The organism is Yimella sp. NH-Cas1 (assembly GCF_022359705.1).
In the GTDB taxonomy this organism is placed as follows: domain Bacteria; phylum Actinomycetota; class Actinomycetes; order Actinomycetales; family Dermatophilaceae; genus Yimella; species Yimella lutea.
This window is the reverse complement of the sequence record NZ_JAKSGG010000001.1, coordinates 34,207-58,275: the sequence shown is the minus strand read 5'-3', so window position 1 is coordinate 58,275 and position 24,069 is coordinate 34,207. Positions and strand designations below refer to the sequence as shown.

18 protein-coding genes, 1 pseudogene and 1 riboswitch are annotated in these 24,069 nt (G+C 63.6%); of the genes and pseudogenes, 4 read left to right on the top strand and 15 right to left on the bottom strand.

The genetic code is table 11. The annotated features are described in order from the left end of the window. Nucleotides 1–335 precede the first annotated feature (335 nt). A complete protein-coding gene (locus MF407_RS00270; RefSeq protein ID WP_239700640.1) occupies nt 336–599 on the top strand; it encodes a hypothetical protein in 264 nt (87 codons plus the stop codon). A 91-nt stretch (nt 600–690) separates the two neighbouring features. Here MF407_RS00270 and MF407_RS00265 read toward each other — a convergent pair whose 3' ends face one another. Beyond that, nucleotides 691–1,773, bottom strand: coding sequence for an IS110 family transposase (locus tag MF407_RS00265; protein WP_192912052.1), 1,083 nt, complete (start codon nt 1,771–1,773; stop codon nt 691–693). A 529-nt stretch (nt 1,774–2,302) separates the two neighbouring features. Here MF407_RS00265 and MF407_RS00260 point away from each other — a divergent pair. Further along, entirely contained in the window at nt 2,303–3,043 is a 741-nt protein-coding gene (locus tag MF407_RS00260; protein WP_192912069.1) for an FCD domain-containing protein, read from the top strand. Nucleotides 3,044–3,113: 70 nt separating this feature from the next. On the opposite strand, the gene MF407_RS00255 is transcribed toward MF407_RS00260, so the two are convergent. The 13 genes from MF407_RS00255 to MF407_RS00195 form a co-directional block, all read right to left on the bottom strand. Continuing rightward, complete coding sequence (locus MF407_RS00255; RefSeq protein ID WP_192912068.1) at nt 3,114–4,487, bottom strand: L-serine ammonia-lyase; 1,374 nt, start codon at nt 4,485–4,487, stop codon at nt 3,114–3,116. After that, nucleotides 4,484–5,413 (bottom strand): lipoyl synthase, encoded by a 930-nt coding sequence (lipA, locus tag MF407_RS00250; protein ID WP_192912067.1) that lies wholly within the window; start codon nt 5,411–5,413, stop codon nt 4,484–4,486. Before lipA ends, MF407_RS00255 begins: the two co-directional genes overlap by 4 nt. 16 nt (nt 5,414–5,429) lie before the next feature. Then, entirely contained in the window at nt 5,430–6,701 is a 1,272-nt protein-coding gene (gene glyA, locus MF407_RS00245; RefSeq protein ID WP_192912066.1) for a serine hydroxymethyltransferase, read from the bottom strand. 1 nt (nt 6,702) lies between these two features. Further along, nucleotides 6,703–7,077: a glycine cleavage system protein GcvH gene (gene gcvH / locus MF407_RS00240; RefSeq protein ID WP_192912065.1), complete on the bottom strand. Its 375-nt coding sequence runs from the start codon at nt 7,075–7,077 to the stop codon at nt 6,703–6,705. Between the two features lie 60 nt (nt 7,078–7,137). Next, complete coding sequence (gene gcvT, locus MF407_RS00235; protein WP_192912064.1) at nt 7,138–8,253, bottom strand: glycine cleavage system aminomethyltransferase GcvT; 1,116 nt, start codon at nt 8,251–8,253, stop codon at nt 7,138–7,140. Then, entirely contained in the window at nt 8,250–11,132 is a 2,883-nt protein-coding gene (gcvP, locus tag MF407_RS00230) for an aminomethyl-transferring glycine dehydrogenase (protein WP_192912063.1), read from the bottom strand. The genes gcvT and gcvP overlap by 4 nt, the downstream gene beginning before the upstream one ends. Before the next feature lie 148 nt (nt 11,133–11,280). Further along, a riboswitch (glycine riboswitch) is annotated at nt 11,281–11,377 on the bottom strand. Between the two features lie 139 nt (nt 11,378–11,516). After that, nucleotides 11,517–12,320, bottom strand: coding sequence for a GntR family transcriptional regulator (locus tag MF407_RS00225; RefSeq protein ID WP_239700637.1), 804 nt, complete (start codon nt 12,318–12,320; stop codon nt 11,517–11,519). Between the two features lie 219 nt (nt 12,321–12,539). Beyond that, on the bottom strand, nt 12,540–13,238 hold the full coding sequence (locus MF407_RS00220) for a gamma-glutamyl-gamma-aminobutyrate hydrolase family protein (protein ID WP_048702002.1): 699 nt from the start codon (nt 13,236–13,238) through the stop codon (nt 12,540–12,542). Next, entirely contained in the window at nt 13,238–14,005 is a 768-nt protein-coding gene (locus MF407_RS00215; protein ID WP_048702000.1) for a 3-oxoacyl-ACP reductase, read from the bottom strand. Before MF407_RS00215 ends, MF407_RS00220 begins: the two co-directional genes overlap by 1 nt. Before the next feature lie 91 nt (nt 14,006–14,096). Beyond that, complete coding sequence (locus MF407_RS00210) at nt 14,097–15,458, bottom strand: aldehyde dehydrogenase family protein (protein WP_201329313.1); 1,362 nt, start codon at nt 15,456–15,458, stop codon at nt 14,097–14,099. Nucleotides 15,459–15,468: 10 nt separating this feature from the next. Beyond that, nucleotides 15,469–16,875 carry a glutamine synthetase family protein gene (locus MF407_RS00205; RefSeq protein ID WP_275578133.1) on the bottom strand — a complete coding sequence of 469 codons (1,407 nt, stop codon included), beginning with the start codon at nt 16,873–16,875 and terminating at the stop codon, nt 15,469–15,471. Nucleotides 16,876–17,386: 511 nt separating this feature from the next. Beyond that, the gene (locus MF407_RS00200; protein WP_201329313.1) at nt 17,387–18,748 is read right to left on the bottom strand and encodes an aldehyde dehydrogenase family protein; all 1,362 of its coding nucleotides are present in this window, start codon (nt 18,746–18,748) and stop codon (nt 17,387–17,389) included. A gap of 10 nt (nt 18,749–18,758) precedes the next feature. Beyond that, nucleotides 18,759–20,165, bottom strand: coding sequence for a glutamine synthetase family protein (locus tag MF407_RS00195; protein WP_275578133.1), 1,407 nt, complete (start codon nt 20,163–20,165; stop codon nt 18,759–18,761). A gap of 499 nt (nt 20,166–20,664) precedes the next feature. Between MF407_RS00195 and MF407_RS00190 the strand changes: the two genes are divergently transcribed. After that, entirely contained in the window at nt 20,665–21,468 is an 804-nt protein-coding gene (locus MF407_RS00190; RefSeq protein WP_318843262.1) for an amino acid permease, read from the top strand. A 354-nt stretch (nt 21,469–21,822) separates the two neighbouring features. On the opposite strand, the gene MF407_RS00185 is transcribed toward MF407_RS00190, so the two are convergent. Continuing rightward, entirely contained in the window at nt 21,823–23,241 is a 1,419-nt protein-coding gene (locus tag MF407_RS00185; RefSeq protein WP_239700650.1) for an IS1380 family transposase, read from the bottom strand. A 125-nt stretch (nt 23,242–23,366) separates the two neighbouring features. Here MF407_RS00185 and MF407_RS00180 point away from each other — a divergent pair. Next, nucleotides 23,367–23,699 (top strand): annotated as a pseudogene (locus MF407_RS00180) (ethanolamine permease); the annotation flags it as partial. Nucleotides 23,700–24,069: the final 370 nt, after the last annotated feature.

Below are 24,069 nucleotides of genomic sequence, written 5' to 3'. Positions count from 1 at the left end.
TGGCGACGAGTGGCAGGTGATGAACCTCGGCTACGAGGCTGTGCCGATCCCCGGCTGGCCCCCTCAGCTATGGATCAGTCCGTCTCAGTGACCACCGCTAACGTCACGGCATGCGCTTGAACCGACCGTCGCTGCTCGCTGGACTGGCGTTGATCCTCGCCGGGTGTGGGACGGCTGAGGCTGGACCAGTTGCTGACACATCGCCGGCAGCCCCGTCCACGACCTCGACTCTGAGCGCTTCGTCGTCTTCACGCGGGCCACAGTGTGCTGGCGCGTCTTCTGCGGCGATCAAGGCCATCAACGAGAGGGTCCAGGCCAAGGGCGGCGGGAGCTCCGTGACCTCTGCTGTCGTGTGGGCGGACCCGAACGCCGACGCATGGTGGATCGTCGGCGCGTTCGATGGACCAGCGGGTGAGGGCGAGGCAGCCCTGGGGTCCTGGGCAACCACGAAGGACCCGACGAGTGGAACCTTCGATGGTCCGGTGTACGCGATCGACGGAGGTGCGCGCTCCTTCTCCGACGCGCCGCCCAACACGGTCGTCGAGTACGACCCCACGAAGGTCCCTGCTCTGGGCTGCTGGAACCGGTTGAATCACTGACTCACGCCCGGCCTGAGAAGTCCACGGCTACGCGGTCTAGCCTCATTGGGGTAGACCGCCGACGGCCTCCGAGGGATGCTTCTATGTCGTGTCAAGCAGCTGGCGCGAGCACTTCTGGTCCTGGGTGGGTCGCGGCGAGGGTGCGGAAGATCTGCCGTCCGACGTAGCGCTTGAGGCAGCGTCGGATTTCCTTGCTGGTCTTGCCCTCGGCCAGGCGCCGTTGGACGTAGGCCCGGGTGTCTGGGTCAGTTCGCATGCGGGTCAGCACGATGGTGTTCAGTGCCCGGTTGAGCCGGCGGTCGCCGCCGCGGTTGAGGCGGTGACGCACGGTGTTGCCGGACGAGGCGGGGATTGGTGCAGTGCCGGCGATCGCGGCGAAGGCCGCTTCGCTACGGATGCGTCCAGGGTGGGACCAGACGGTCAGGATGATGGCTGCGGTGACGGCGCCTACGCCGCGCAATTCGAGGAGCTCGGGCGCCTCGGCGGTGACGATCTCGGTCAGTCGCTGACGGTTCTCGAACAGCTCCTCATCGAGCACGAGCACGCGCTTGGCCAGTCGGACTGCCTCAGCGCGGGCGGTCGCCGTCCCGATCCCTTCCTCGCGACGTCGCCATCCAGCGATGGTGGTGACCTGCTGGGAAGTCAGAGACTTTCGGGCATCGACGCCGAGGTCGTGACTGCGCAGCATCGAGGTCAGTGCGTTGATGCACCTGGTCCGCTCGACGTTGAGGTGCTCACGGGCGACGGTGAGGACCCGCAGCGCGGTGTGCGCTTGACCGGCGCGGCGATCACGTAGCGAGGCCAGCGGCATGACCAAGCTGGCACGGGCAGCGAGGACAGCGTCAAGAGCGTCGGTCTTCCCGCGGCCACGTTCGCGCCGAGGGGTTGGTGCTTCGACCACGCGGTAGCCCGCATCAGACAGGACGTCGCTGAGAACAGCCCCGTAGGAGCCAGTTCCTTCGGCGGCGATCAGCACCGAGTCGAGATCACCTTGGGTGCGGCGACCGATCCAGTCCCTCGCGCGACGCAGCCCGGCCGGGGAGGTCGGGAAGGTGGCTTGGTCGAGCAGTGCCCCGCGGTCATCGACGACGGCGTAGCTGTGGGTTGCGGCGTGGGTGTCGACCCCTACGACGTAGCGGTAGGTCTCAGCCACCGTGACCGGCAGACTGGGCATGCGATGTTCTCCTCACTTGTTCGGGTTGGACGTCGTTGCCGGCGTCAGCCCGGGTGAGAAGTCACGACGAGGCGGGCCTGTAATGAGTCACACCACCGGGACGGCAATCCCGTTGGTGGACATGCTTCTGATCAAGCCATCGTTGTGGGCCAGGGTCGGCGCCGGCACCCAGCGCACGCTGGACAGATCCCAGGCATGACACCCCCAAGGGGGGTCAGGCGATTCAGGAGTCACAACGCGCACCGGGTGACCGACGCCAACCCTGCCAGCCAGCCCCAGGCCAGCCGAGACGAAGACTTACAGGCTATTCAGATCCCGACGCGGCCTGGAAGGCGACTGCACTTCGTCGAGTCCCTATAACGGATAGCCAACGAGCAAATAGTGGCGGTACGTGCCACAGGTCCTAAGCGGCGCCGCTCGAGGAATGGCCCCGGACTCGACGCCAACGTGTCAGCGGGATCAGCCCGGCTTCCTTGGTGCGGTTTGCATACCAAGGGACCTTAGGGGTCGGACGAGTATGGTGCAAGCGATGTCACATGACGATTTCCTCGTGGCCCCGCTTCACACGCCGCCCGCATACGCGGCCGTCGTGGAGCGGATCCAGCGCGCCTTGACCCTGGGGCTGCTTGTTCCAGGAGATCGGCTTCCAGCCGAACGAGCTCTTTCTCAGGGTATGGGCGTGTCCCGGGTGACAGTCCGAGAAGCGCTGCGAGTCCTGCAGGGCGAGGGCTTGTTGGTGACTAGACGTGGCAGCGGCGGGACAACCGTGGCACCCAACATCGACGGTCTGCGAGGCGCAGATTCCGGACATGAAGAAAGGGTCCGTGAGGTCTTCGAGTTGCGATTGGCGCTGGAGTCCACGGCCGCACGACTAGCCGCCGAACGACACCTTGAAGTGGACCTCGACGAGCTGACCGCTTGTCAGGCTGCTATGGCCAGAAGCACTGACGTACACAGTTTCCGCCGGGCAGACTCGAAATTTCACCTGACCGTCGCGCGAATGAGCGGCAATCACCTCCTCCGACAAGCCATCGAAGACGCCCGAGCGGTAGCCTTCTCCACGCTTGATCGGCGCTCATTTACACCGCTGCAGCGATCGTCCATCCATGACCACGCCGCCGTACTGCAGGCTATCGAGCGACGCGAACCACCAGCTGCAGCTGACGCGATGATGCTTCATATCGTGCGGGCTCGTGCTGAGGTGGAATCGATCCTGAGCCACACTGAGCAGGAACGTGCTCTGCATCGCAGGGGAGAGCGCACCCCCTAGTTCCGATTCCGCAGGCAGGTCGACGCAACCGTTGGTGGCCTCAAGCGCCGTCGGTGTTCACTGAGGCTTGTTAGCATTCGATCAGGTTGACGGCGAGGCCGCCACGCGAGGTCTCCTTGTACTTAGAGAGCATGTCGCGGCCGGTGTCGCGCATCGTCCGGATTGCCTTGTCGAGGCTCACCTTGTGCGAACCGTCTCCGCCCAAAGCTAGCCGTGCCGCGTTGATGGCCTTGACCGAGGCGATCGCATTGCGCTCAATGCACGGGATCTGCACCAGGCCGCCGATGGGGTCACAAGTCAGTCCTAGATTGTGCTCGATGCCGATTTCGGCGGCATTTTCTACTTGTTCAGGAGTTCCGCCCAGCGCTTCACACAGGGCCCCAGCAGCCATGGAGCAGGCCGATCCGACCTCGCCCTGGCAGCCGACCTCGGCCCCTGATATAGACGCATTCTCTTTGAAAAGGATGCCGACGGCCGCAGCTGTGAGCAGGAAACGCACGATCCCATCGTCGTCCGCGCCGGGCACGAACCGCACGTAATAGTGCAGCACAGCCGGGACAATCCCCGCCGCGCCGTTAGTCGGTGCGGTGACAATGCGTCCGCCGGATGCGTTTTCTTCGTTCACGGCCAACGCGAATAAGTTCACCCAATCCATGACCCTCAAGGGGTCATCGGATCCCCGCCCGCTCGTGAGGTCGCGGTATAGTTCTGGTGCTCTCCGGGGCACGTTGAGCCCGCCGGGGAGGACGCCCTCTCGGCGGCACCCTGTCTCCACACAAGCCGCCATTACCGACCACAAATGAAGTAGACCCTGTCGGATCTGCGCCTCGGTGCGCCACGCCAGCTCGTTGGCCAGCATCACGTCGCTGATGCTCAGACCCTCACGGGCGCAGATGGACAGGAGCTCCCGGCCGGTGGTGAAGGGAAAGCGGACAGGGGTCGAATCTGGCACCAGGCGGTCGGCGCCTGTTGCGCTTTCGTCGACGACGAAGCCGCCGCCCACGGAGTAGTACGAGCGTTCGGCCACGATGAACCCGCCAGCGTCGTAGGCCTCGAAGGTCATTCCGTTGGGATGCGCAGGCAGTGACTTGCGTCGGTGCAGCACCAAATCTGTCTTGGAATTGAACCCGACCTTGTGCGTGCCGGCAAGCGTGATCACCCCGTCGGCGTTGTTGCGGGCGACTCGGGCATCAACGGTATCTGTGTCCACCTCGGCCGGGTCTTCACCCTCCAAACCCAGGATGACGGCCTTAGGCGAGCCGTGGCCGCGACCAGTGGCCCCGAGAGAACCAAACAACTGGGCCCGTACTCGCCTGACGTCACCCAACGTCCCCGTGGCCACAAGATCATCGACGAAACGTTTGGCGGCGCGCATAGGGCCGACCGTGTGTGAGGACGAAGGTCCGATTCCGATGGAGAAGAGGTCGAACGCACTGAGTGTCATCGATGGTTCCTCCGGTTCATGGCCAAGTTGTACAGGCGACCCGCACGGTAGGACGAGCGGACCAGCGGACCGGACAGGGCGCCGGAGAACCCGATCTGGTCGGCCTCGTCCTTGAGCTCCACGAACTCCTGGGGCTTGACCCACCGCTCGACGGGGTGGTGGCGCAGCGAGGGGCGGAGGTACTGGGTGATGGTGATCAGCTCGCACCCCGCCTCGTGGAGGTCGCGCAACGCCTGGCTGACCTCCTCGCGGGTCTCGCCCATGCCGAGGATGAGGTTGGACTTGGTCACCAGTCCGAAGTCGCGTGCCTGGGTGATGACGTCGAGGGAGCGCTCGTAGCGGAACGCCGGACGGATGCGCTTGAAGATGCGGGGGACGGTCTCGACGTTGTGCGCGAGCACCTCGGGACGGGACTCGAAGACCTCGCGCAGGAGGTGCGGCTCACCGTTGAAGTCGGGGATGAGGTTCTCCACGCCGGTGCCAGGGTTGAGCTCGTGGATCGCGCGGACCGTCTCGGCGTAGAGCCAGGCGCCACCGTCGGGCAGATCGTCGCGCGCGACCCCGGTGATGGTGGCGTACTTCAGCTCCATCTTCTGCACCGACTCGGCGACGCGGCGGGGCTCGTCACGGTCGAGGGGCTGCGGCTTGCCGGTGTCGATCTGGCAGAAGTCGCAGCGGCGGGTGCACTGGTCGCCACCGATGAGGAAGGTGGCTTCCTTGTCCTCCCAGCACTCGAAGATGTTGGGACAGCCCGCGGACTGGCACACCGTGTGCAGGCCCTCGGACTTCACCAGGCTCTGCAGCGCGGTGTATTCCGGTCCCATCTTCGCCCGGGTCTTGATCCACTCCGGCTTGCGCTCGATCGGGGTCTCGGAGTTGCGTACCTCGAGCCGCAGCAACTTACGCCCCTCCGGCGGGAGGTTCATAGTTGCGCTAGTCATCCTAGAGCTCCGGGTACAGCGGTCGAGCGGCCGCTAGGTTGATTACGCGGTCACGTAACCGGTTCGCCACCTTGTCGTCGAACGCTGGCACCAGCGACTCGGCGATGATGTCACCGACCTCCGCGAAGTCCTGCTCCGTGAACCCCCGCGTAGCGAGCGCCGGGGTGCCGATACGCAACCCCGAGGTGACCATCGGCGGGCGGGGATCGAATGGCACGGCGTTCCGGTTCACAGTGAGTCCAATTGAATGGAGCCGGTTCTCGGCCTCCTGACCGTTGAGCTCCGACTCACGAAGGTCTACCAGCACCAGGTGGACCTCGGTGCCTCCTGTGAGCACCGATACCCCGGCCTCTGCCATGCCTGGAGCAGCCAGCCGATCGGCAATGATGCTTGCCCCCAGCAGGGTGCGGATCTGTCGGTCGCGGAACTCTGGCGACGCGGCCATTCTGAAACCCACGGCCTTCGCCGCGATCACGTGCTCAAGAGGCCCACCTTGTTGGCCGGGGAATACGGCGCTGTTGAGTTTCTTTGCCAGATCCGCACGATTCGTGAGAATGACACCACCGCGGGGCCCGCCGAGCGTCTTGTGGGTGGTGGTGGTCACGACATCAGCAAAAGGCGTGGGGTTGGGATGCTGGCCAGCCGCGACGAGGCCGGCGAAGTGGGCCATGTCGACCATGAGGTACGCGTCCACCTCATCGGCGATCTTGCGGAAATGGGCGAAGTCCAGGTGGCGCGGGTAGGCCGACCAACCGGCTACGATCAGTTTCGGCCGATGTTCGACCGCCAATCGCTGTACTTCCTCCATGTCCACGCGGTAGGTGGTGTCGTCGACGTGATAGGCCGCGACGTTGTACAGCTTGCCTGAGAAGTTGAGGCGCATGCCGTGAGTGAGGTGTCCGCCATGTGCCAGGTCCAGACCGAGGATGGTGTCACCCGGCTGGAGCAGGGCGGCCATGGTGGCGGCGTTAGCCTGGGCGCCAGAATGGGGCTGAACGTTGGCGTGCTCCGCGCCGAACAGCTCCTTTACTCTCGAGATGGCGAGCTGCTCGATGGTGTCGACGTGCTCGCATCCCCCGTAGTAACGCCGTCCGGGGTAGCCTTCCGCGTACTTGTTCGTCAGGACCGACCCCTGAGCCTCCATCACCGCAACGGGTGCGAAATTCTCGCTTGCGATGAGTTCCAGGGTGGACTGCTGACGGTCTAGTTCCGCTCGGATCGCGGCGTGAACTTCCGGGTCGTAGGACGCCAAAGACTCGTTAAGCATGGTCATCTCAGCCCTCGGTCGTAAGTTTGGCGTAGGCCGTAGCATCCAGCAGCGGGGCTTCGCCCTCTAAGCGCATGACGAAAAGCCATCCGGTACCAAACGGGTCGTCGTTGAGCAGTTGCGGGTTGTCCACGACCGCCTGGTTGATCTCGACAACTTCTCCGTTAGCAGGAGAAAAGAGATCGCTGACGGACTTTGTGGATTCAAGCTCGCCGCAGGGCTCGCCAGCAGAAAGTTTGCTGCCGATGGCCGGGAGCTCGATGAACACGACGTCGCCGAGGGCTTCGGATGCGTAAGCGGTCACTCCGACGCGCGCGTTGTCGCCGTCGACCTTGAGCCACTCGTGCTGGTCGGTGTAGCTGAGGTCAGTTGGGATGGTCATAGGAATCTCCTGCAAGCTAGTAGTTGTCTGCCCGGGTGGGTTCGTGCCACGACCCGCGCATCAGCGGTGGCGTCGGTAGAACGGAAGCTTGACTACTTCGACCTGCTCGGTCCGCCCGCGGACGTCGATTTCAAGTTTGGTGCCTGGTTCTACGTCGTCTGCGTCGACGATTGCCATGGCGACCGCATGCCCGAGGGTCGGGGACGGGACACCGCTGGTAACGGTCCCAATTCGCTCACCGGTGCCGGGCCGGAGCACGGCATGTCCGGTTCGCGGTGCGCGCCTCCCGACACTAGCCAGACCGATCAGACGGCGAGCGCGGTCGACGTCACGGGCTTCTAAGAGCGCCGCAGCACCGACACTGCCGGCGGGCTTGTCGTGCACGACCACCTTGCCGAGACCGACGTCAAACGGAGTTAATTGAGAGGTCAGCTCCTGACCATAAAGTGGCATACCCGCCTCGAGCCGAAGGGAGTCACGGCAGGCAAGTCCAGCGGGGACCAGCCCATGCGGGCTGCCCAGAACGGCGAACTCCGACCAGACCTCAACGGCGGCGTCCGCCGCGCAGTACACCTCGAAGCCGTCCTCGCCGGTATACCCGGTACGGGCCAGCAGCACATCATGCTTGCCCACCCTGGCTCCAGCGACCGAGTAATAGGTGAGACCCGACACGTCATCCCCGGTCGCCTCGGCGACAATCAGCGCCGACGAGGGCCCCTGGACCGCGATCAGGCCCCACTCCGCGGAGGCGTCGCGAACCTCGCTCGTGTAACCGCTTGCCCGTGCCACCAGTTCCTCGTACACCCTTCGCACATTGGCGGCATTGGCCACAACCATGAACTTCTCTTGAGTGAGTCGGTACACGATGAGGTCGTCGAGGATGCCGCCGTTGGCGGAAACCAGCATGGAGTAGCGGGCCTGACCAACCTGCATCCGTGACGGCATACTGACCAAGGCGTAGTCGAGGGCGGCTCCGGCCTCGGGGCCACTCAACTCGAGTTCACCCATGTGGGACAGATCGAACATCCCCGCCGCGCGTCTGACCGCGTGGTGTTCTGCGACTTCAGACGTGTACTTCAGCGGCATAGACCAGCCGGCGAAGTCTGTAAGCGTCGCGCCGAGTTGCCGATGAATGTCATGCAGCGGTGTGGTCCTTGCCGCTAGAGGCGACGTCATGCCGAAGCTCCCTGTGGTCCCACAGCGGCAAACGCTTCAGGGGGCGGGCAAGAGCAGACGAGGTTCCTGTCACCATGCGCGTTCTCGATGCGCCCCACGGGAGGCCAGTACTTGTCGGGATCCACACCGGCCGGGAACGCGCCGACTGTTCTCGGGTACGAGCGCCCCCATTGACCCACGAGATCCGCCAAGGTGTGGGGCGCGTGGCGCAGCGGACTCTCCTCCACCGACCAAGTGCCCGCGGCTACCTGCTTTATCTCGGCTGCAATTGCGATCATCGCATCACAGAACCGGTCGATCTCCGCGAGGCTCTCAGACTCGGTCGGCTCGATCATCAGCGTGCCCGCGACCGGGAAAGACATCGTGGGGGCGTGGAAGCCGTAGTCGATCAGCCGTTTGGCGACATCCTCGACGGTGACCCCGGTCTTCGCAGTGGCTGGTCGGATGTCGACGATGCACTCGTGTGCGACCAACCCATCTTCGCCGGTGAACAGAATTGGGAAGTGTGACGCCAGTCGATGGGCGACATAGTTCGCGTTCAGCACGGCAACGTGACTGCACTCGGTTAAGCCGGAGCCACCCATCATCCGGATGTACGCCCACGGGATGGGAAGGATCCCGGCTGACCCGTAGGGAGCAGCGCTGATGCTTCCGTGGTTCCCGCGACGATCGGCGTCTGGATGTAAGGGGTGGGTCGGCATATACGGAACTAGGTGTTCCGCTACCGCGACCGGCCCGACCCCGGGTCCACCTCCACCATGGGGGATGCAAAAAGTCTTATGCAGGTTCAGGTGGGAGACGTCGCCTCCGAACTCGCCGGGCTTGGCGATACCAAGTAGGGCGTTGAGATTTGCCCCATCCACGTACACCTGTCCCCCATGCGCGTGCACGACGTCGCAGAGCTGGGTGATGCTGTCCTCGTAGACACCATGCGTCGACGGGTAGGTCACCATGATGGCGGCCAGGTTGTCAGTGTGCTCAATACACTTTTTTTCCAGCTCCCCCAAGTCGATCGTGCCATCGTCGTGAGAACCCACAACAACGACTCGCATCCCCGCCAAGACCGCGGACGCAGCATTCGTCCCGTGCGCGCTAGAAGGGATCAAGCAGACATCTCGCTGCTCGTCTCCGCGATCCCGGTGCCAACCCCTAATGGCCAAAAGTCCCGCTAACTCCCCCTGCGAGCCGGCGTTGGGCTGAATTGACACCGCGGCATAACCGGTAATTTCGGCCAACCACCCCTCCAATTGGCGCACAAGCTCGGTGTATCCGGAGGCGTCCTCGGCGGGGGCGAACGGATGCAAGTTCGCGAAGCCGGGCAAGCTTATCGGCTCCATCTCGGTCGTCGCATTCAGTTTCATAGTGCATGAACCCAGCGGAATCATGCCTCGGTCCAGCGCAAAGTCGCGAGCCGAAAGGCGACGTAGGTACCGCAGCATCTCGGTCTCTGAACGATAGCTGTGGAAAACCTGATGCGTGAGGAACGGACTCTCGCGCCGCAGCGTCGAGGGCATGGCATCGGGTTTCCGCTGATCCATCACGTCGACCTGCTCAAGGGTGCTGAACGCCTCAAGTACCAGGTCCACGTGTGAGCTGGTGGTGATCTCGGAGCAACTGACTCCGACGTGGTCGGAATCCACCCCCCGCAGCCGCAGGCCCTTAGCGGCCGCGGCCGCGAGCACCTCGTCGGCATGGCCCGGGACGCGCACCAGCAAGGTATCGAAGTAAGCGCCATGTACGACCGGTATACCAACTTCTCGGAGCCCGCTTTCGATGGCGTTGGCATGGGCGTGGACCCGTTCCGCGATTCGTCTCAGCCCGACAGGGCCGTGGTAGACCGCGTACATGGAAGCTACGACGGCCAGCAGCACTTGGGCGGTGCAGATGTTGGAGGTCGCCTTGTCGCGACGGATGTGCTGCTCTCGCGTTTGCAGCGACAGGCGGTACGCGGGCTTCCCGTCGCTGTCCCGAGAGACACCTACCAATCGTCCGGGAAGGTGACGTTGCAGCCCGTCACGCACCGCGATGTAACCGGCGTGAGGGCCACCGTAGAACAACGGCACCCCGAAGCGCTGGGTTGATCCGACCGCAATATCGGCGCCGCACTCTCCCGGCGAGAGAAACATGGTCAGGGCCAGAAGGTCGGCGGCGATGGTGACTAGGGCGCCGCGGTCCTGCGCGCTGCGCACGAGGTGCCGGTGGTCACGGACCGCTCCGGAGGCGCCGGGGTAGGAGACAACTAGGCCGAAGAAGTCATCCTTCGGCAGCGGCTGGGTAACGTCGACTTCGACGACCTCCACTCCAACTGCCGTGGCGCGTGTCCGAAGAATGTCGAGGGTTTGCGGCAACGTGTCCGTGTCGACCAGCACCTTGCTGGACTTTGACGTCGATCCGCGGCGCATGACCATAACGGCCTCCGCCACTGCAGTGGACTCGTCCAAAAGGGAGGCATTGGACATGGGCAGACCCGTCAGATCGCCGACCATCGTCTGGAAGTTCAGCAGCGCCTCAAGTCGGCCTTGGCTGACTTCGGGTTGGTAAGGGGTGTAGGCCGTGTACCAGGCCGGATCCTCAAGCACGTTGCGCCGGATCACCGCTGGGGTAAGCGATGGGTAATAGCCGAGACCGATCATTGGCACCGAAACGACATTGCTTCCCGCAAGGGTCGCCAGTTCTCCGGCCGCTTCGGCCTCCGTGGCCGGTTCCGGCAGACGAAGACCGCTGGTGGTGCGGATCTTCCCAGGGACAGCCGTGTCGATCAAGCTGTCCAGATCCGGAAAACCGATCTCGGCGAGCATTTTGGCGCGACTTTCGGCGTCAATACCGATGTGACGACCAACAAAACCGCGGTCGTAGTCGTCTGCACTCAACGATGTCATAGCAGAGGCTCCTGGTCCTAGGGCCGCGAATGCGACACCTGGTGGGTGGCCTCCCCGCTCTGTCATCGGAAAACCTGAGAGCTTCGCTGCCGAGTGGGCAACTTGCACCGTGGGTGCAGGACACTAGTCCTGACTTTCCAGAGTTCGCCTCACGACAGCGGTAACGGGGCCTGAGAGATTCTCGGGGAGAGTTGCTCCTTCGGCGCCCCCCTCGAGTAGAGGAAGGACTCTCCCGCTGTGGTTCAAGCGGCGAATAGTCTTCAGTTATCTAAGTCTAGAACGTAGTCGTGGCACCGAGTGATGTCAACGGACCACGGGATGGAGCTCAGCGAAAGTATCGCGACCCTGGTGGGTCAAGCTGTAAGGACACGTCGACAGGGTGCGTTAGGAGGGGAGCCCGGGCGGCCCATGGGGACCGGTCTCAACAAGATCGGTCGCGTCGCGATCCTCGTTGCCCTGGCGCGTCGGCGCCCCGTCCAGGAACCCATGGAGAAGGGCCGCCGTCCCCGACAGGTGTTCTTGCATTGCTCCGGCTGCGCCTGACTCGTCGCCTGTCAGCACGGCCATCGCGGCGGCACGGTGCTGGTGGTTGGAGTGCGCAATGTTGGGGCCGAGCAGCGGTATCTGATCGAGCAGTTCGTTGAGCGCCATACGGTTGTCGGCTAACAGTGGGGTCAACGTTCGTACCCCTGCCAGTTCTGCAAAAGTCAGGTGCAGGCGAGAGTCCAGCCTTCGATAATCGTCCGGTCCGGCCTGCTCAACCTCACTGAGACGCATCCACAGCACGTCGCGCTCCACAGCCGTCAGGGTTCGCCTCGAAGCCAACCGGATGGCCCCAACCTCGAGGACTTCACGCATGCCGAGCAGGTCAGCAATGTCCGCTGGCGTCCACACACGTCTCGACACCGTCGAGTGGCGCCTCGGCACCGTGTCTGCGAAAAACGTCCCTCCGTACCGTCCGCGCTTGGTGGTGAAGTATTCCGCGTCCGATAGTGACTTGATCGCCTGCCGGACGGTGTCCCTGCCCACTCCCAGTTTACTTGCGAGTTCCCGCTCGGGCGGCAGGGCGTCACCGGGCTCGTACACGCCAAGCCACACCAGCTGCAATAGCCGGTTGACGGTCTCTTCAAAGACATTGCCCGACCGCACCGGTCGGAGCAGGGCCTCGTTGGCGGACTCGTCATTCATTTCGGTCACCATAGTCGCGACCTTGGTGCCATCGCTCGCTAATGCTCCCGGAAATACTTAACGCAGGTCTCACGTGGCAGGGCGGCGCTCCCGCAGCATCGTCCATCGTCTGAGCCGCACACCGAACGTCTACCAGCCGAGCCGTGGAGCGAGGAGGGCGCGTGGGGCCCGTCAAGCTGGTTCGCTGGACGAGTGAACGCACCGCGACCAGGACGCCGATCAAGGAGCCGCCGCCGCGGCTGCGACCAATGCCCTGAACAAGCCCGCGTCCTCCTGGGTCTCCGGGTGCCATTGCACTGCAAGCCGGAACGGGTGTTGCGGGTCCTCCATCGCCTCCAGGGTTCCGTCGGCGGCCCAGGCGACTGGTTCGAAGCCCGGATGGGCGCTGACCGCTTGATGGTGGTGACACCTCACGGCGCCCCGCGCCCCTATAGCTCGAGCCAGTCGGCTGGCGACAACGATGTCAACCGCGATGTCGCCGTACGAGTTCCCACCCGGCGAGTGCTGCTGTGAGCCGACGCGGTCAGGCACATGCTGTTCAAGCACTCCCCCAGCGTGCACCGCCATGAGTTGCATGCCTCGGCAGATGCCTAGCACGGGCAGGTTGATCCTGGCGGCTTCGTCGAGGAGGGCGAGCTCCCACGCGTCACGGTCCTCGCGCCAGCCCATAGTCCGCTCGTGCGGCCGTTCCCCGTACCTCATCGGCTGCACGTCGGGGCCCCCGGCGATCACGAGCCCGTCCAGCCGACGTACCACCGATGCGGCTACCCGCGGGACGCTCGGCGGGAGCAGCACTGGCGCCCCGCCAGCCCGTTCCACAGACTGCGAATAGCTTGCGGGCAGAACGTCCGCTACTTCGTCCCACACCCCCCATTGCGAGGTTTCACGAGCGGCAGATATGCCGATGACCGGGTGCATCACACAGGGGTAACGTAGGCGCCTGAAATGCCGCCGTCCACCAAGAAGGTAGAGGCGGTGATAAAGCTTGACTCGTCGGAGGCCAAGAACAAAACAGCATTGGCCATCTCCGCGGGCTCAGCAAACCGGCCGAGCGGAACGTGTACCAGTCGGCGCTGGGCACGCTCCGGGTCCGTTGCGAACAGTTCCTGCAGCAAGGGCGTGTTGACCGGTCCTGGACACAGCGCGTTAACTCTCACGCCCTCGCGAGCGAATTGCACACCCAATTCGCGCGACATCGACAGCACACCGCCCTTCGACGCCGAGTACGAGATCTGCGACGTAGCCGCACCCATCACGGCGACGAACGAGGCGGTGTTGATGATGGAGCCGCTTTTCTGCTCGAGCATGTAGGGCAGCGCGGCCTTGCAGCACAGGTAAACGCTGGTCAGATTGACCTCCTGGACCCGCTTCCACGCCTCCAGTTCGGTGTCGAGGATCGAGGCGTCCTCCGGCGGCGAGATCCCGGCGTTGTTAAACGCGATGTCCACCGATCCGTAGGTGGTGAACGCCGTCTTGAACAGTGCGTCGACTTGCCGCTTGTCTGTAACGTCCACGTGCACGTAGGTGCCGCCGACCTGCTCAGCGATCGTGGGCCCCTTTACGTCGTCGACGTCGCCGATGACCACCTTCGCGCCCTCTGCAGCGAACCTCTGCACGACCGCAAGGCCGATGCCGGAGCAACCCCCGGTAACGACGGCGACCTTGCCTTCGATGCGTCCTGCCATGACTTCCACTTCCTTTTCGATGATCATCCAATAATGGGGAGACGGTTGCGTGAGGGGCGAACGCCAACTTCCGCTCGCCGGTGGGGTCCAACTACTCGTTACTGATGAAGACGTTCTTGACCTCAGTGAACGAGTGGGGCGCGTCGGGACCGAGCTCGCGGCCCAGACCGGATTGCTTGAACCCGCCGAACGGTGTCCAGTAGCGCACGGCCGAATGAGAGTTGATGCTCAGGTTTCCGGCCTCGACGGCGCGCGATACTCGCAGCGCCCGACCGACGTCCCGCGTGAAAATCGACCCGGACAAACCAAACTCGGTGTCGTTGGCGAGTTGAACTGCCTGCGCCTCGTCGTCAAAGGGCATCACCGCCACGACCGGACCGAACACCTCATCGCGCCAGATGCGCTCGCTTGGATCGTCCGTCAAGACGACCGTCGGTGCGAACCAAAACCCGGGGCCGTCGGGGCGCGAGCCGGAAAAAGCTACCTCAACGTCGTCGACGTAGCCCTGCACGGTGGCCTTCTGTGCCGCCGAAATGAGGGGGCCCATTTCGCTGGAGCGATCAGAGGGGTCGAGTACCTTGACGCCCTGCACGGCCGGTTCGAGCAGCGATACGAACTCGTCGTAGGCGGAGCGCTCCACAAGGATGCGAGAGCGGGCGCAGCAATCCTGCCCAGCATTGTCGAACACTGCGGACGGCGCAGCTGCCGCGGCCTTAGCTAGGTCGGCGTCCGCAAACACGATGTTGGCGCTCTTACCGCCAAGCTCGAGCGTCACGCGCTTCACTTGGTCGGCGCAGCCAGCCATGATGCGTTTACCGACCCCCGTCGAGCCGGTGAAGCATACCTTCCGAACGGTCGGGTGGGTCACGAACCGCTCACCCACAATCGATCCTCGTCCGGGCACGATCGTAAGAACGCCCTCAGGCAGGCCGGCCATCAGCGCCAACTCACCCAGACGGATGGCGGTCAGCGGAGTCAGCTCGGCCGGTTTAAGGACGACGGTGTTGCCGGCCGCCAGCGCAGGACCGAAACCCCAGGCCGCGATAGGCATCGGGAAATTCCACGGCACGATGATGCCGACGACACCAAGCGGCTCGTGGAAAGTTATGTCGACACCACCACCCACGGGAATCTGGTGTCCAGTCAGACGTTCTGGACTCGCCGAGTAGTAGTTGAGCACGTCGCGGACGTTGCCCGCTTCCCACACCGCGTTGCCCCACGTGTGGCCGGAATTGCGTACTTCGAGTTCGGCAAGTTCCTCCACGTGCGCATCGACAACCGAAGCAAATCGACGCAGCAGAGTGGCGCGCTCCCCAGGCGTGATGGCCCGCCAGGCTGGCAGGGCTGCGGCCGCTCGGTCTATTGCGGCATCAACGGCCGCGAGGTCGGCCATTTGCACATCTGCGACGGCCTGTTCAGTCGCAGGGTTCACCACGGTATATGTGTCGCTCACGGGGGCTCCCTTACATGCGTTCGAAGCTGCGACGCAGCTCCCAGTCGGTGACGGACGCTTCAAAGGCCTTGAGTTCGACGTCGGCCATGGTGGTGTAGTGATCGACAACTTCGTCGCCGAGAATCTGCCTGGCGGCCGCCGACGTGGTGAAGGCGTCGCGCGCTTCACGCAGGGTGTTCGGGACCTTTGGCTTGTCGGAGGTGTACGCGTTTCCGGTCAACTCCGGCTCGAGTTCCAACTTGTGCTCGATGCCGTAGAGGCCAGCGCCCAGCATCGCCGCGAGAGCTAGGTATGGGTTCGCGTCACCGCCAGGCACGCGGTTCTCCATCCGCGCCCCCGCTCCCTTCCCCACCAACCGGATCGCGCAGGAGCGGTTGTCGAGTCCCCACGCAACGGTGGTCGGGGCGAAAGAACCGTCGGCGAAACGTTTGTATGAATTGACGTTCGGCGCGTACAGCAACGTAAAGTCTCGCATCATCGTTAGGACCCCCGCGATGAATTGGTCGTAGAGCGGTGTGCGGGCGCCGTCGCGCCAGAACACGATCTCGTCCTCCAAGCCACGCAGCGACAGGTGGATGTGGCAGGAGTTGCCTTCACGCTCGTTATACTTAGCCATAAACGTCAGCGCTTGGCCGTGCTGCGCGGCGATCTCCTTGGCGGCGGTCTTGTATACCGAGTGGTTGTCGGCGGTAGCAACGACATCGTCGTACAAGAAGCCGATCTCATGTTGACCGAAGTTGCATTCCCCCTTCGCGCATTCAACATCCATGCCCGCCGCGTACATCGTGTTACGGATGTCGCGTAGGAGTGGCTCGACGCGAGAAGTGCCGAGGATCGAATAGTCCACGTTGTACTGGTTAGAAGGTGTCAGATCCCGGTAGTTCGACGACCAGGCCTCTTCGTAGGTTGTATCGAAGACGATGAACTCCAGCTCGGTACCCGCTTTGGCGACGTAGCCGGCTTGCGTTGCCTTCTCAACCTGCGCTTTGAGGATCGTGCGTGGCGACTGGATCACGGGACTCTCGTCGAGCCACGTTAGGTCGCACTGGATGATCGCGGTCTTTGGCAGATGCTTAAGAACGCGGATTGTGTCGAAGTCGAGGGCGAACTCCATGTCTCCGTAGCCCTTTTCCCACGAGCTCATGGCGTATCCCTCAACCGTGTTCATATCAACGTCTACACTGAGTAGGTAGTTACACCCCTCGGTGCCATGCTTTGCAACCACATCCACGAAGTACCGACCGTGGAAGCGTTTGCCCAGGAGCCGTCCCTGCATGTCCGTGAACGCCACGATCACCGTGTCGATCAGGTCCGCCTCAATACGGGCTACGAGTTCGTCTGCGCTTAAGAGCCGCGCGTTTCGCCGTGTCACTAAGCCATCCCTTTCGTAAGCAGGCCTGCGTCGCTTGTCCGTCAAGCAATGGCCGTGTAACACACCATTGAGGGGTCCGAACGCGGCGCGTTCCCATCGTGTTCGATCCAACAGTGTTTCAGGTACAAGAACGAGCGTCAACGACTAATGGTCGGTAAGCGCGCCAATGGTGAGTCCTAGCAAACCGAGTTCAGCTCCAGATTTAGTCTCAGGACACGAGCTGTGCCAGCCCTCGCAAGATGCCCGAACTACCCCGCCATCCCGGGCTTCGCCTGCGCTGACGTGCCCGCCTCGCCGTGTTGCAGTCGAGGAGGTCCCAAGGACCGCTCGCGGCCGGCTTGGCCTGACTGCGGTCCATTGCGACCATGGAAGCAGTGCGGTCCTCGCCATGTCAACGACCGCAAGGCCGATGCCGGAGCAACCCCCGGTAACGACGGCGACCTTGCCTTCGATGCGTCCTGCCATGACTTCCACTTCCTTTTCGATGATCATCCAATAATGGGGAGACGGTTGCGTGAGGGGCGAACGCCAACTTCCGCTCGCCGGTGGGGTCCAACTACTCGTTACTGATGAAGACGTTCTTGACCTCAGTGAACGAGTGGGGCGCGTCGGGACCGAGCTCGCGGCCCAGACCGGATTGCTTGAACCCGCCGAACGGTGTCCAGTAGCGCACGGCCGAATGAGAGTTGATGCTCAGGTTTCCGGCCTCGACGGCGCGCGATACTCGCAGCGCCCGACCGACGTCCCGCGTGAAAATCGACCCGGACAAACCAAACTCGGTGTCGTTGGCGAGTTGAACTGCCTGCGCCTCGTCGTCAAAGGGCATCACCGCCACGACCGGACCGAACACCTCATCGCGCCAGATGCGCTCGCTTGGATCGTCCGTCAAGACGACCGTCGGTGCGAACCAAAACCCGGGGCCGTCGGGGCGCGAGCCGGAAAAAGCTACCTCAACGTCGTCGACGTAGCCCTGCACGGTGGCCTTCTGTGCCGCCGAAATGAGGGGGCCCATTTCGCTGGAGCGATCAGAGGGGTCGAGTACCTTGACGCCCTGCACGGCCGGTTCGAGCAGCGATACGAACTCGTCGTAGGCGGAGCGCTCCACAAGGATGCGAGAGCGGGCGCAGCAATCCTGCCCAGCATTGTCGAACACTGCGGACGGCGCAGCTGCCGCGGCCTTAGCTAGGTCGGCGTCCGCAAACACGATGTTGGCGCTCTTACCGCCAAGCTCGAGCGTCACGCGCTTCACTTGGTCGGCGCAGCCAGCCATGATGCGTTTACCGACCCCCGTCGAGCCGGTGAAGCATACCTTCCGAACGGTCGGGTGGGTCACGAACCGCTCACCCACAATCGATCCTCGTCCGGGCACGATCGTAAGAACGCCCTCAGGCAGGCCGGCCATCAGCGCCAACTCACCCAGACGGATGGCGGTCAGCGGAGTCAGCTCGGCCGGTTTAAGGACGACGGTGTTGCCGGCCGCCAGCGCAGGACCGAAACCCCAGGCCGCGATAGGCATCGGGAAATTCCACGGCACGATGATGCCGACGACACCAAGCGGCTCGTGGAAAGTTATGTCGACACCACCACCCACGGGAATCTGGTGTCCAGTCAGACGTTCTGGACTCGCCGAGTAGTAGTTGAGCACGTCGCGGACGTTGCCCGCTTCCCACACCGCGTTGCCCCACGTGTGGCCGGAATTGCGTACTTCGAGTTCGGCAAGTTCCTCCACGTGCGCATCGACAACCGAAGCAAATCGACGCAGCAGAGTGGCGCGCTCCCCAGGCGTGATGGCCCGCCAGGCTGGCAGGGCTGCGGCCGCTCGGTCTATTGCGGCATCAACGGCCGCGAGGTCGGCCATTTGCACATCTGCGACGGCCTGTTCAGTCGCAGGGTTCACCACGGTATATGTGTCGCTCACGGGGGCTCCCTTACATGCGTTCGAAGCTGCGACGCAGCTCCCAGTCGGTGACGGACGCTTCAAAGGCCTTGAGTTCGACGTCGGCCATGGTGGTGTAGTGATCGACAACTTCGTCGCCGAGAATCTGCCTGGCGGCCGCCGACGTGGTGAAGGCGTCGCGCGCTTCACGCAGGGTGTTCGGGACCTTTGGCTTGTCGGAGGTGTACGCGTTTCCGGTCAACTCCGGCTCGAGTTCCAACTTGTGCTCGATGCCGTAGAGGCCAGCGCCCAGCATCGCCGCGAGAGCTAGGTATGGGTTCGCGTCACCGCCAGGCACGCGGTTCTCCATCCGCGCCCCCGCTCCCTTCCCCACCAACCGGATCGCGCAGGAGCGGTTGTCGAGTCCCCACGCAACGGTGGTCGGGGCGAAAGAACCGTCGGCGAAACGTTTGTATGAATTGACGTTCGGCGCGTACAGCAACGTAAAGTCTCGCATCATCGTTAGGACCCCCGCGATGAATTGGTCGTAGAGCGGTGTGCGGGCGCCGTCGCGCCAGAACACGATCTCGTCCTCCAAGCCACGCAGCGACAGGTGGATGTGGCAGGAGTTGCCTTCACGCTCGTTATACTTAGCCATAAACGTCAGCGCTTGGCCGTGCTGCGCGGCGATCTCCTTGGCGGCGGTCTTGTATACCGAGTGGTTGTCGGCGGTAGCAACGACATCGTCGTACAAGAAGCCGATCTCATGTTGACCGAAGTTGCATTCCCCCTTCGCGCATTCAACATCCATGCCCGCCGCGTACATCGTGTTACGGATGTCGCGTAGGAGTGGCTCGACGCGAGAAGTGCCGAGGATCGAATAGTCCACGTTGTACTGGTTAGAAGGTGTCAGATCCCGGTAGTTCGACGACCAGGCCTCTTCGTAGGTTGTATCGAAGACGATGAACTCCAGCTCGGTACCCGCTTTGGCGACGTAGCCGGCTTGCGTTGCCTTCTCAACCTGCGCTTTGAGGATCGTGCGTGGCGACTGGATCACGGGACTCTCGTCGAGCCACGTTAGGTCGCACTGGATGATCGCGGTCTTTGGCAGATGCTTAAGAACGCGGATTGTGTCGAAGTCGAGGGCGAACTCCATGTCTCCGTAGCCCTTTTCCCACGAGCTCATGGCGTATCCCTCAACCGTGTTCATATCAACGTCTACACTGAGTAGGTAGTTACACCCCTCGGTGCCATGCTTTGCAACCACATCCACGAAGTACCGACCGTGGAAGCGTTTGCCCAGGAGCCGTCCCTGCATGTCCGTGAACGCCACGATTACCGTGTCGATCAGGTCCGCCTCAATACGGGCTACGAGTTCGTCTGCGCTTAAGAGCCGCGCGTTTCGCCGTGTCACTAAGCCATCCCTTTCGTAAGCAGGCCTGCGTCGCTTGTCCGTCAAGCAATGGCCGTGTAACACACCATTGAGGGGTCCGAACGCGGCGCGTTCCCATCGTGTTCGATCCAACAGTGTTTCAGGTACAAGAACGAGCGTCAACGACTAATGGTCGGTAAGCGCGCCAATGGTGAGTCCTAGCAAACCGAGTTCAGCTCCAGATTTAGTCTCAGGACACGAGCTGTGCCAGCCCTCGCAAGATGCCCGAACTACCCCGCCATCCCGGGCTTCGCCTGCGCTGACGTGCCCGCCTCGCCGTGTTGCAGTCGAGGAGGTCCCAAGGACCGCTCGCGGCCGGCTTGGCCTGACTGCGGTCCATTGCGACCATGGAAGCAGTGCGGTCCTCGCCATGTCAATGGTTTGGTGACAATCCTTTAGGCCCAAGTGCAGGGGCCCTCGGCCGCAAGCCTCCTGGGGGTTGACACGTGCGTGTGGCGCGCGTCACCCTCATCGCCCCTTTGCGCGCGTGGCGCGAGGTGCCGTACCGATGAGGACAGGGAGCCGCATGAGCACTGCACGACGCCGAGCGCGTGGAGTCGACTACGAGCAGGTCAGTTCTGACTACTTGGAGCATCGCCAGTTGCGCCGGGGCGCTGCGGGTTGGGTCCTGCTCGCGGGGCTCGGGGTCGCGTACGTGATCTCGGGGGACTTCGCCGGATGGAACTTTGGGCTGGCAGAGGGCGGGTGGGGTGGTCTATTCATTGCGACGGTCCTAATGGCGACCATGTACACGTGCATGGTCTTCGGTCTGGCCGAGCTTGCGTCCGCTCTGCCGGTGGCGGGCGCTGGCTATGGTTTCGCGCGCCGGGCGTTGGGGCCACTTGGAGGCTTCGCAACGGGAATGGCCATCCTGATCGAGTACGCCATAGCTCCAGCGGCCATCTCGGTGTTCATCGGCGGCTACATTGAGGCTCTTGGCTTGTTCGGCCTGACAAGTGGGTGGCCGATCTACCTGGCGTGCTATGCCGTGTTCGTTGGGATCCATCTGTACGGCGTGGGTGAGGCAATGCGGTTGATGTTTGCCATCACCGTGGCGACGCTCGGGGTTGTCGGGCCCTACGGCGGGAGGGCCGCGGACCAGAGAGCCGTAGCCGTCGAGGCCGTGGCCCTCGTTGCGCTGGTGGTCTTTGTGATCGCAATGGCTCCGAAGTTTGAGTTCGCTAACCTGTTTGACATCGAGCCGACAGGCGCGGCCGGCGCGAACAGTTTCATTCCGTTCGGGTATGCCGGCGTTCTAGGCGAACTGGTGTACGGAATTTGGTTCTTCCTTTGCGGTCGAGGGAGTCCCGTTGGCAGCAGAAGAGGCTAACGACCCGGAGCGGGACATGCCACGCGGGATCATCACTGCGATGACGATTCTGCTCGTGACCGGCTGCACTGATGCTGTTCATTGCGCCCGGCGGTGCCGGGTCCTCGGCGATTGCGGACTCGGACAACCCTCTTCCGGAGGCCATCCGATCCGCCTTTGGCGGGGACACCTGGGTAGCCGACTTCGTCAACTACGTGGGCTTAGCGGGCCTAGCCCCGGTCTTTCATGGGGAAGCTGATCACGGCTGTGCTGGGTGAGGTGGCTCGATGGCGGTGGGTGGGTATGACGTCGTGCCGGCTGGCGCTGCCGGTCTGCGGTTCTCCGGGTGCTGATGTCGCGGGCGGACGGGTTGGGTCAGGCTGACCACGGGATGGCGGCGATGTTCGCGAAGACCGCGACGATCGCGGCCGCCCAGGGCCACGTTTCAGGGATCTTCAACCGTCGTCGTCGCTGACCGTGGATGAGCCGGGCGGGGACGTGAAGAAGCCTGTACCGCATCGCTTTCGGTTCGCATGTAGCCAGGACCTCGGCGTCGGCGGTGAACGCGAGCAGGCGGGTCCAGGCGACCAGATCCGCCGCGATCATGGTCAACGTCAACCACGCGCTGTTGATGCCGAACTCACGCGAGGGGAACCGACCCAGGCCCGTGTCCTTGGCGTGCCGGATCCGGTCCTCGACCCGGGCATGAGCCCGGTGCCGCGCTTCGAGGAAGGCGAGCTGCCCGGTGCTGGTGTTGGTGACGAAGGCTTGGTAGCGCCACCCGTCGGTCTCCTCGAACAGCGACAGCTGCGCACCGGGATGCGGCCATTCACGGCGCACGATCACCCGCATCCCGGCCGGCCAACCGCTCAGGTCCAGCAGACTGGTCAGCTCGGCGACGTCACCACCCTCGCGCACCCCGCCGTCCGCGTTCGTCGCGGGCGACCACACCTGCTGCGGGACCAGCCTGATCGCCTCGCGGATCTTCTCGGTGACCGCGAACCCGATCGAGTACTCCAGGCTGCGGCCACGGATCTGACCTTGTTCGGTGAGCCAGTCCAGCAGCCCATGGGATGCGCCCGCACCATCGGAACGGATCAACAGCTTCTTACGGTGGGTGCCGGGAATCTGGGCCATCGCCTCGGTCAGGACCTCGATGTGATCGGTGGTGGTGTTCGACCCGGCGTTCCCGGCCCGTAGTTTCGCCGCGAGGAACTCGCTGGTGTTGTCACACCACACCCCGATCGGGTGGAACCCGAAGGTCCGTTTGAACGTGGCCGCAGCGTTCTGTTTCTCGGAGTGGGTGATCACGATCGTGGCGTCCACGTCGAGCACGACGGTGGCACCGAGATCGGTCCCGGCGACCTGGCTTGCGGGCACCCCACCAGGCAGGTGGGCCCACACGTGGCGGCGGGTGCGGGCCCTCGCGACCGCGATCTTCTTCAACCGGCCCGGGGTGACCTCGTCCAGGGCGCGCCACACCGTCGGCGGCGAGGCAACCGGACCGAGCACGCACGACTGGTGACGCAACACGTCGATGTCGGCGATCGCCTCACCACCATCAGCGATCATCACCGCGACATCGACCAGCACCCGGCCACGGTCGTGACCAGGTGTGAAGCCACCACGGGACATCGCCGTCGACAACTCGCCGGTCAGCCCAACCCGGTCGGCCAGCAGCCGCAGTCCGACACTGCCCGCGTGGGCCACTACTCCGACACCATCACCGGTCACGGACAACCCTGCCGACCACGCGTTACGCTTCACCTGCGAAGTGCCTTCCGAAACGACGATCTGAACCGTTGAGAAGTCCAGTATCTCGTTACGCGACAGGCACTTTCGCGCTTTCAAGACCCGCGTCAGATCACGACACGTGAACGATCGGGGCTAGTCGCCAGCTTTTTCTCGATCGTGTTCGCGGCGCCTTGTTGATCAACATCGCTGTGTTCGGTGCGACCGTGTCGTACGTGCTCATGATGGTCTCGCATATCGTGCTCAGGATCCGTGAGCCCGAGCTCGAGCGGCCCTACCGCACTCCCGGCGGAGTGGTCACGACCGCCGTTGCGCTAACCCTCGCGCTGACGGCAGTGATTGCGACGTTCTTCGTGGATGAGAAGGCGGCCGGAATCACGGCGCTCATCTTCGTTGTTGCGCTGGCCTACTTCTGGTTCTACAGCCGACACCGCCTCGTCGCAAGCGCCCCCGAGGAGGAGTTCGCGGCCATTCAGCAGGCTGAGTCCGAGTTGTCCTGAGCCGTCTCAACGGTCGGCTAGTCTCATTGGGAGATGCTGCAAAGCTCGTGTCAGGGACGGAACTGGGTGAACTCAATACCACGGGCAAATGGCGGCACCGAACGGTGAGGCGGACGTCTTGGGGCTGGCCCGATCACGCGTATCTGGCCCGGTTTCCCGAAGGGACCGGTAGCCACGCTCGGGTCCCTCGTGGCGGCTCGGAATGGTGCCGTCGCCCGGTTGGCGGGGGCCGCCCATCGCGGACCCCGCCACGGGGACCCGAGCTGCCGTCCGCGGTGATGCCCGGCGTTCTGCCACTCCGGGACCCATAGCCCGCACCACGGGGCATAGGGCCAGGAGACGGCCGAGGGGTGGATGGCCTTGTGTGGTG

What these genes read in the sequence shown, in the direction of transcription:
- gcvT (WP_192912064.1), bottom strand. Translation starts at nt 8,253, where the DNA reads ATGACGTCGCCTCTAGCGGCAAGGACCACACCGCTGCATGACATTCAT.
- glyA (WP_192912066.1), bottom strand. Translation starts at nt 6,701, where the DNA reads ATGACCATGCTTAACGAGTCTTTGGCGTCCTACGACCCGGAAGTTCAC.
- gcvH (WP_192912065.1), bottom strand. Translation starts at nt 7,077, where the DNA reads ATGACCATCCCAACTGACCTCAGCTACACCGACCAGCACGAGTGGCTC.
- MF407_RS00255 (WP_192912068.1), bottom strand. Translation starts at nt 4,487, where the DNA reads ATGACACTCAGTGCGTTCGACCTCTTCTCCATCGGAATCGGACCTTCG.
- MF407_RS00260 (WP_192912069.1), top strand. Translation starts at nt 2,303, where the DNA reads ATGTCACATGACGATTTCCTCGTGGCCCCGCTTCACACGCCGCCCGCA.
- MF407_RS00225 (WP_239700637.1), bottom strand. Translation starts at nt 12,320, where the DNA reads ATGAATGACGAGTCCGCCAACGAGGCCCTGCTCCGACCGGTGCGGTCG.
- MF407_RS00220 (WP_048702002.1), bottom strand. Translation starts at nt 13,238, where the DNA reads ATGCACCCGGTCATCGGCATATCTGCCGCTCGTGAAACCTCGCAATGG.
- gcvP (WP_192912063.1), bottom strand. Translation starts at nt 11,132, where the DNA reads ATGACATCGTTGAGTGCAGACGACTACGACCGCGGTTTTGTTGGTCGT.
- lipA (WP_192912067.1), bottom strand. Translation starts at nt 5,413, where the DNA reads ATGAACCTCCCGCCGGAGGGGCGTAAGTTGCTGCGGCTCGAGGTACGC.
- MF407_RS00190 (WP_318843262.1), top strand. Translation starts at nt 20,665, where the DNA reads ATGAGCACTGCACGACGCCGAGCGCGTGGAGTCGACTACGAGCAGGTC.
- MF407_RS00215 (WP_048702000.1), bottom strand. Translation starts at nt 14,005, where the DNA reads ATGGCAGGACGCATCGAAGGCAAGGTCGCCGTCGTTACCGGGGGTTGC.
- MF407_RS00265 (WP_192912052.1), bottom strand. Translation starts at nt 1,773, where the DNA reads ATGCCCAGTCTGCCGGTCACGGTGGCTGAGACCTACCGCTACGTCGTA.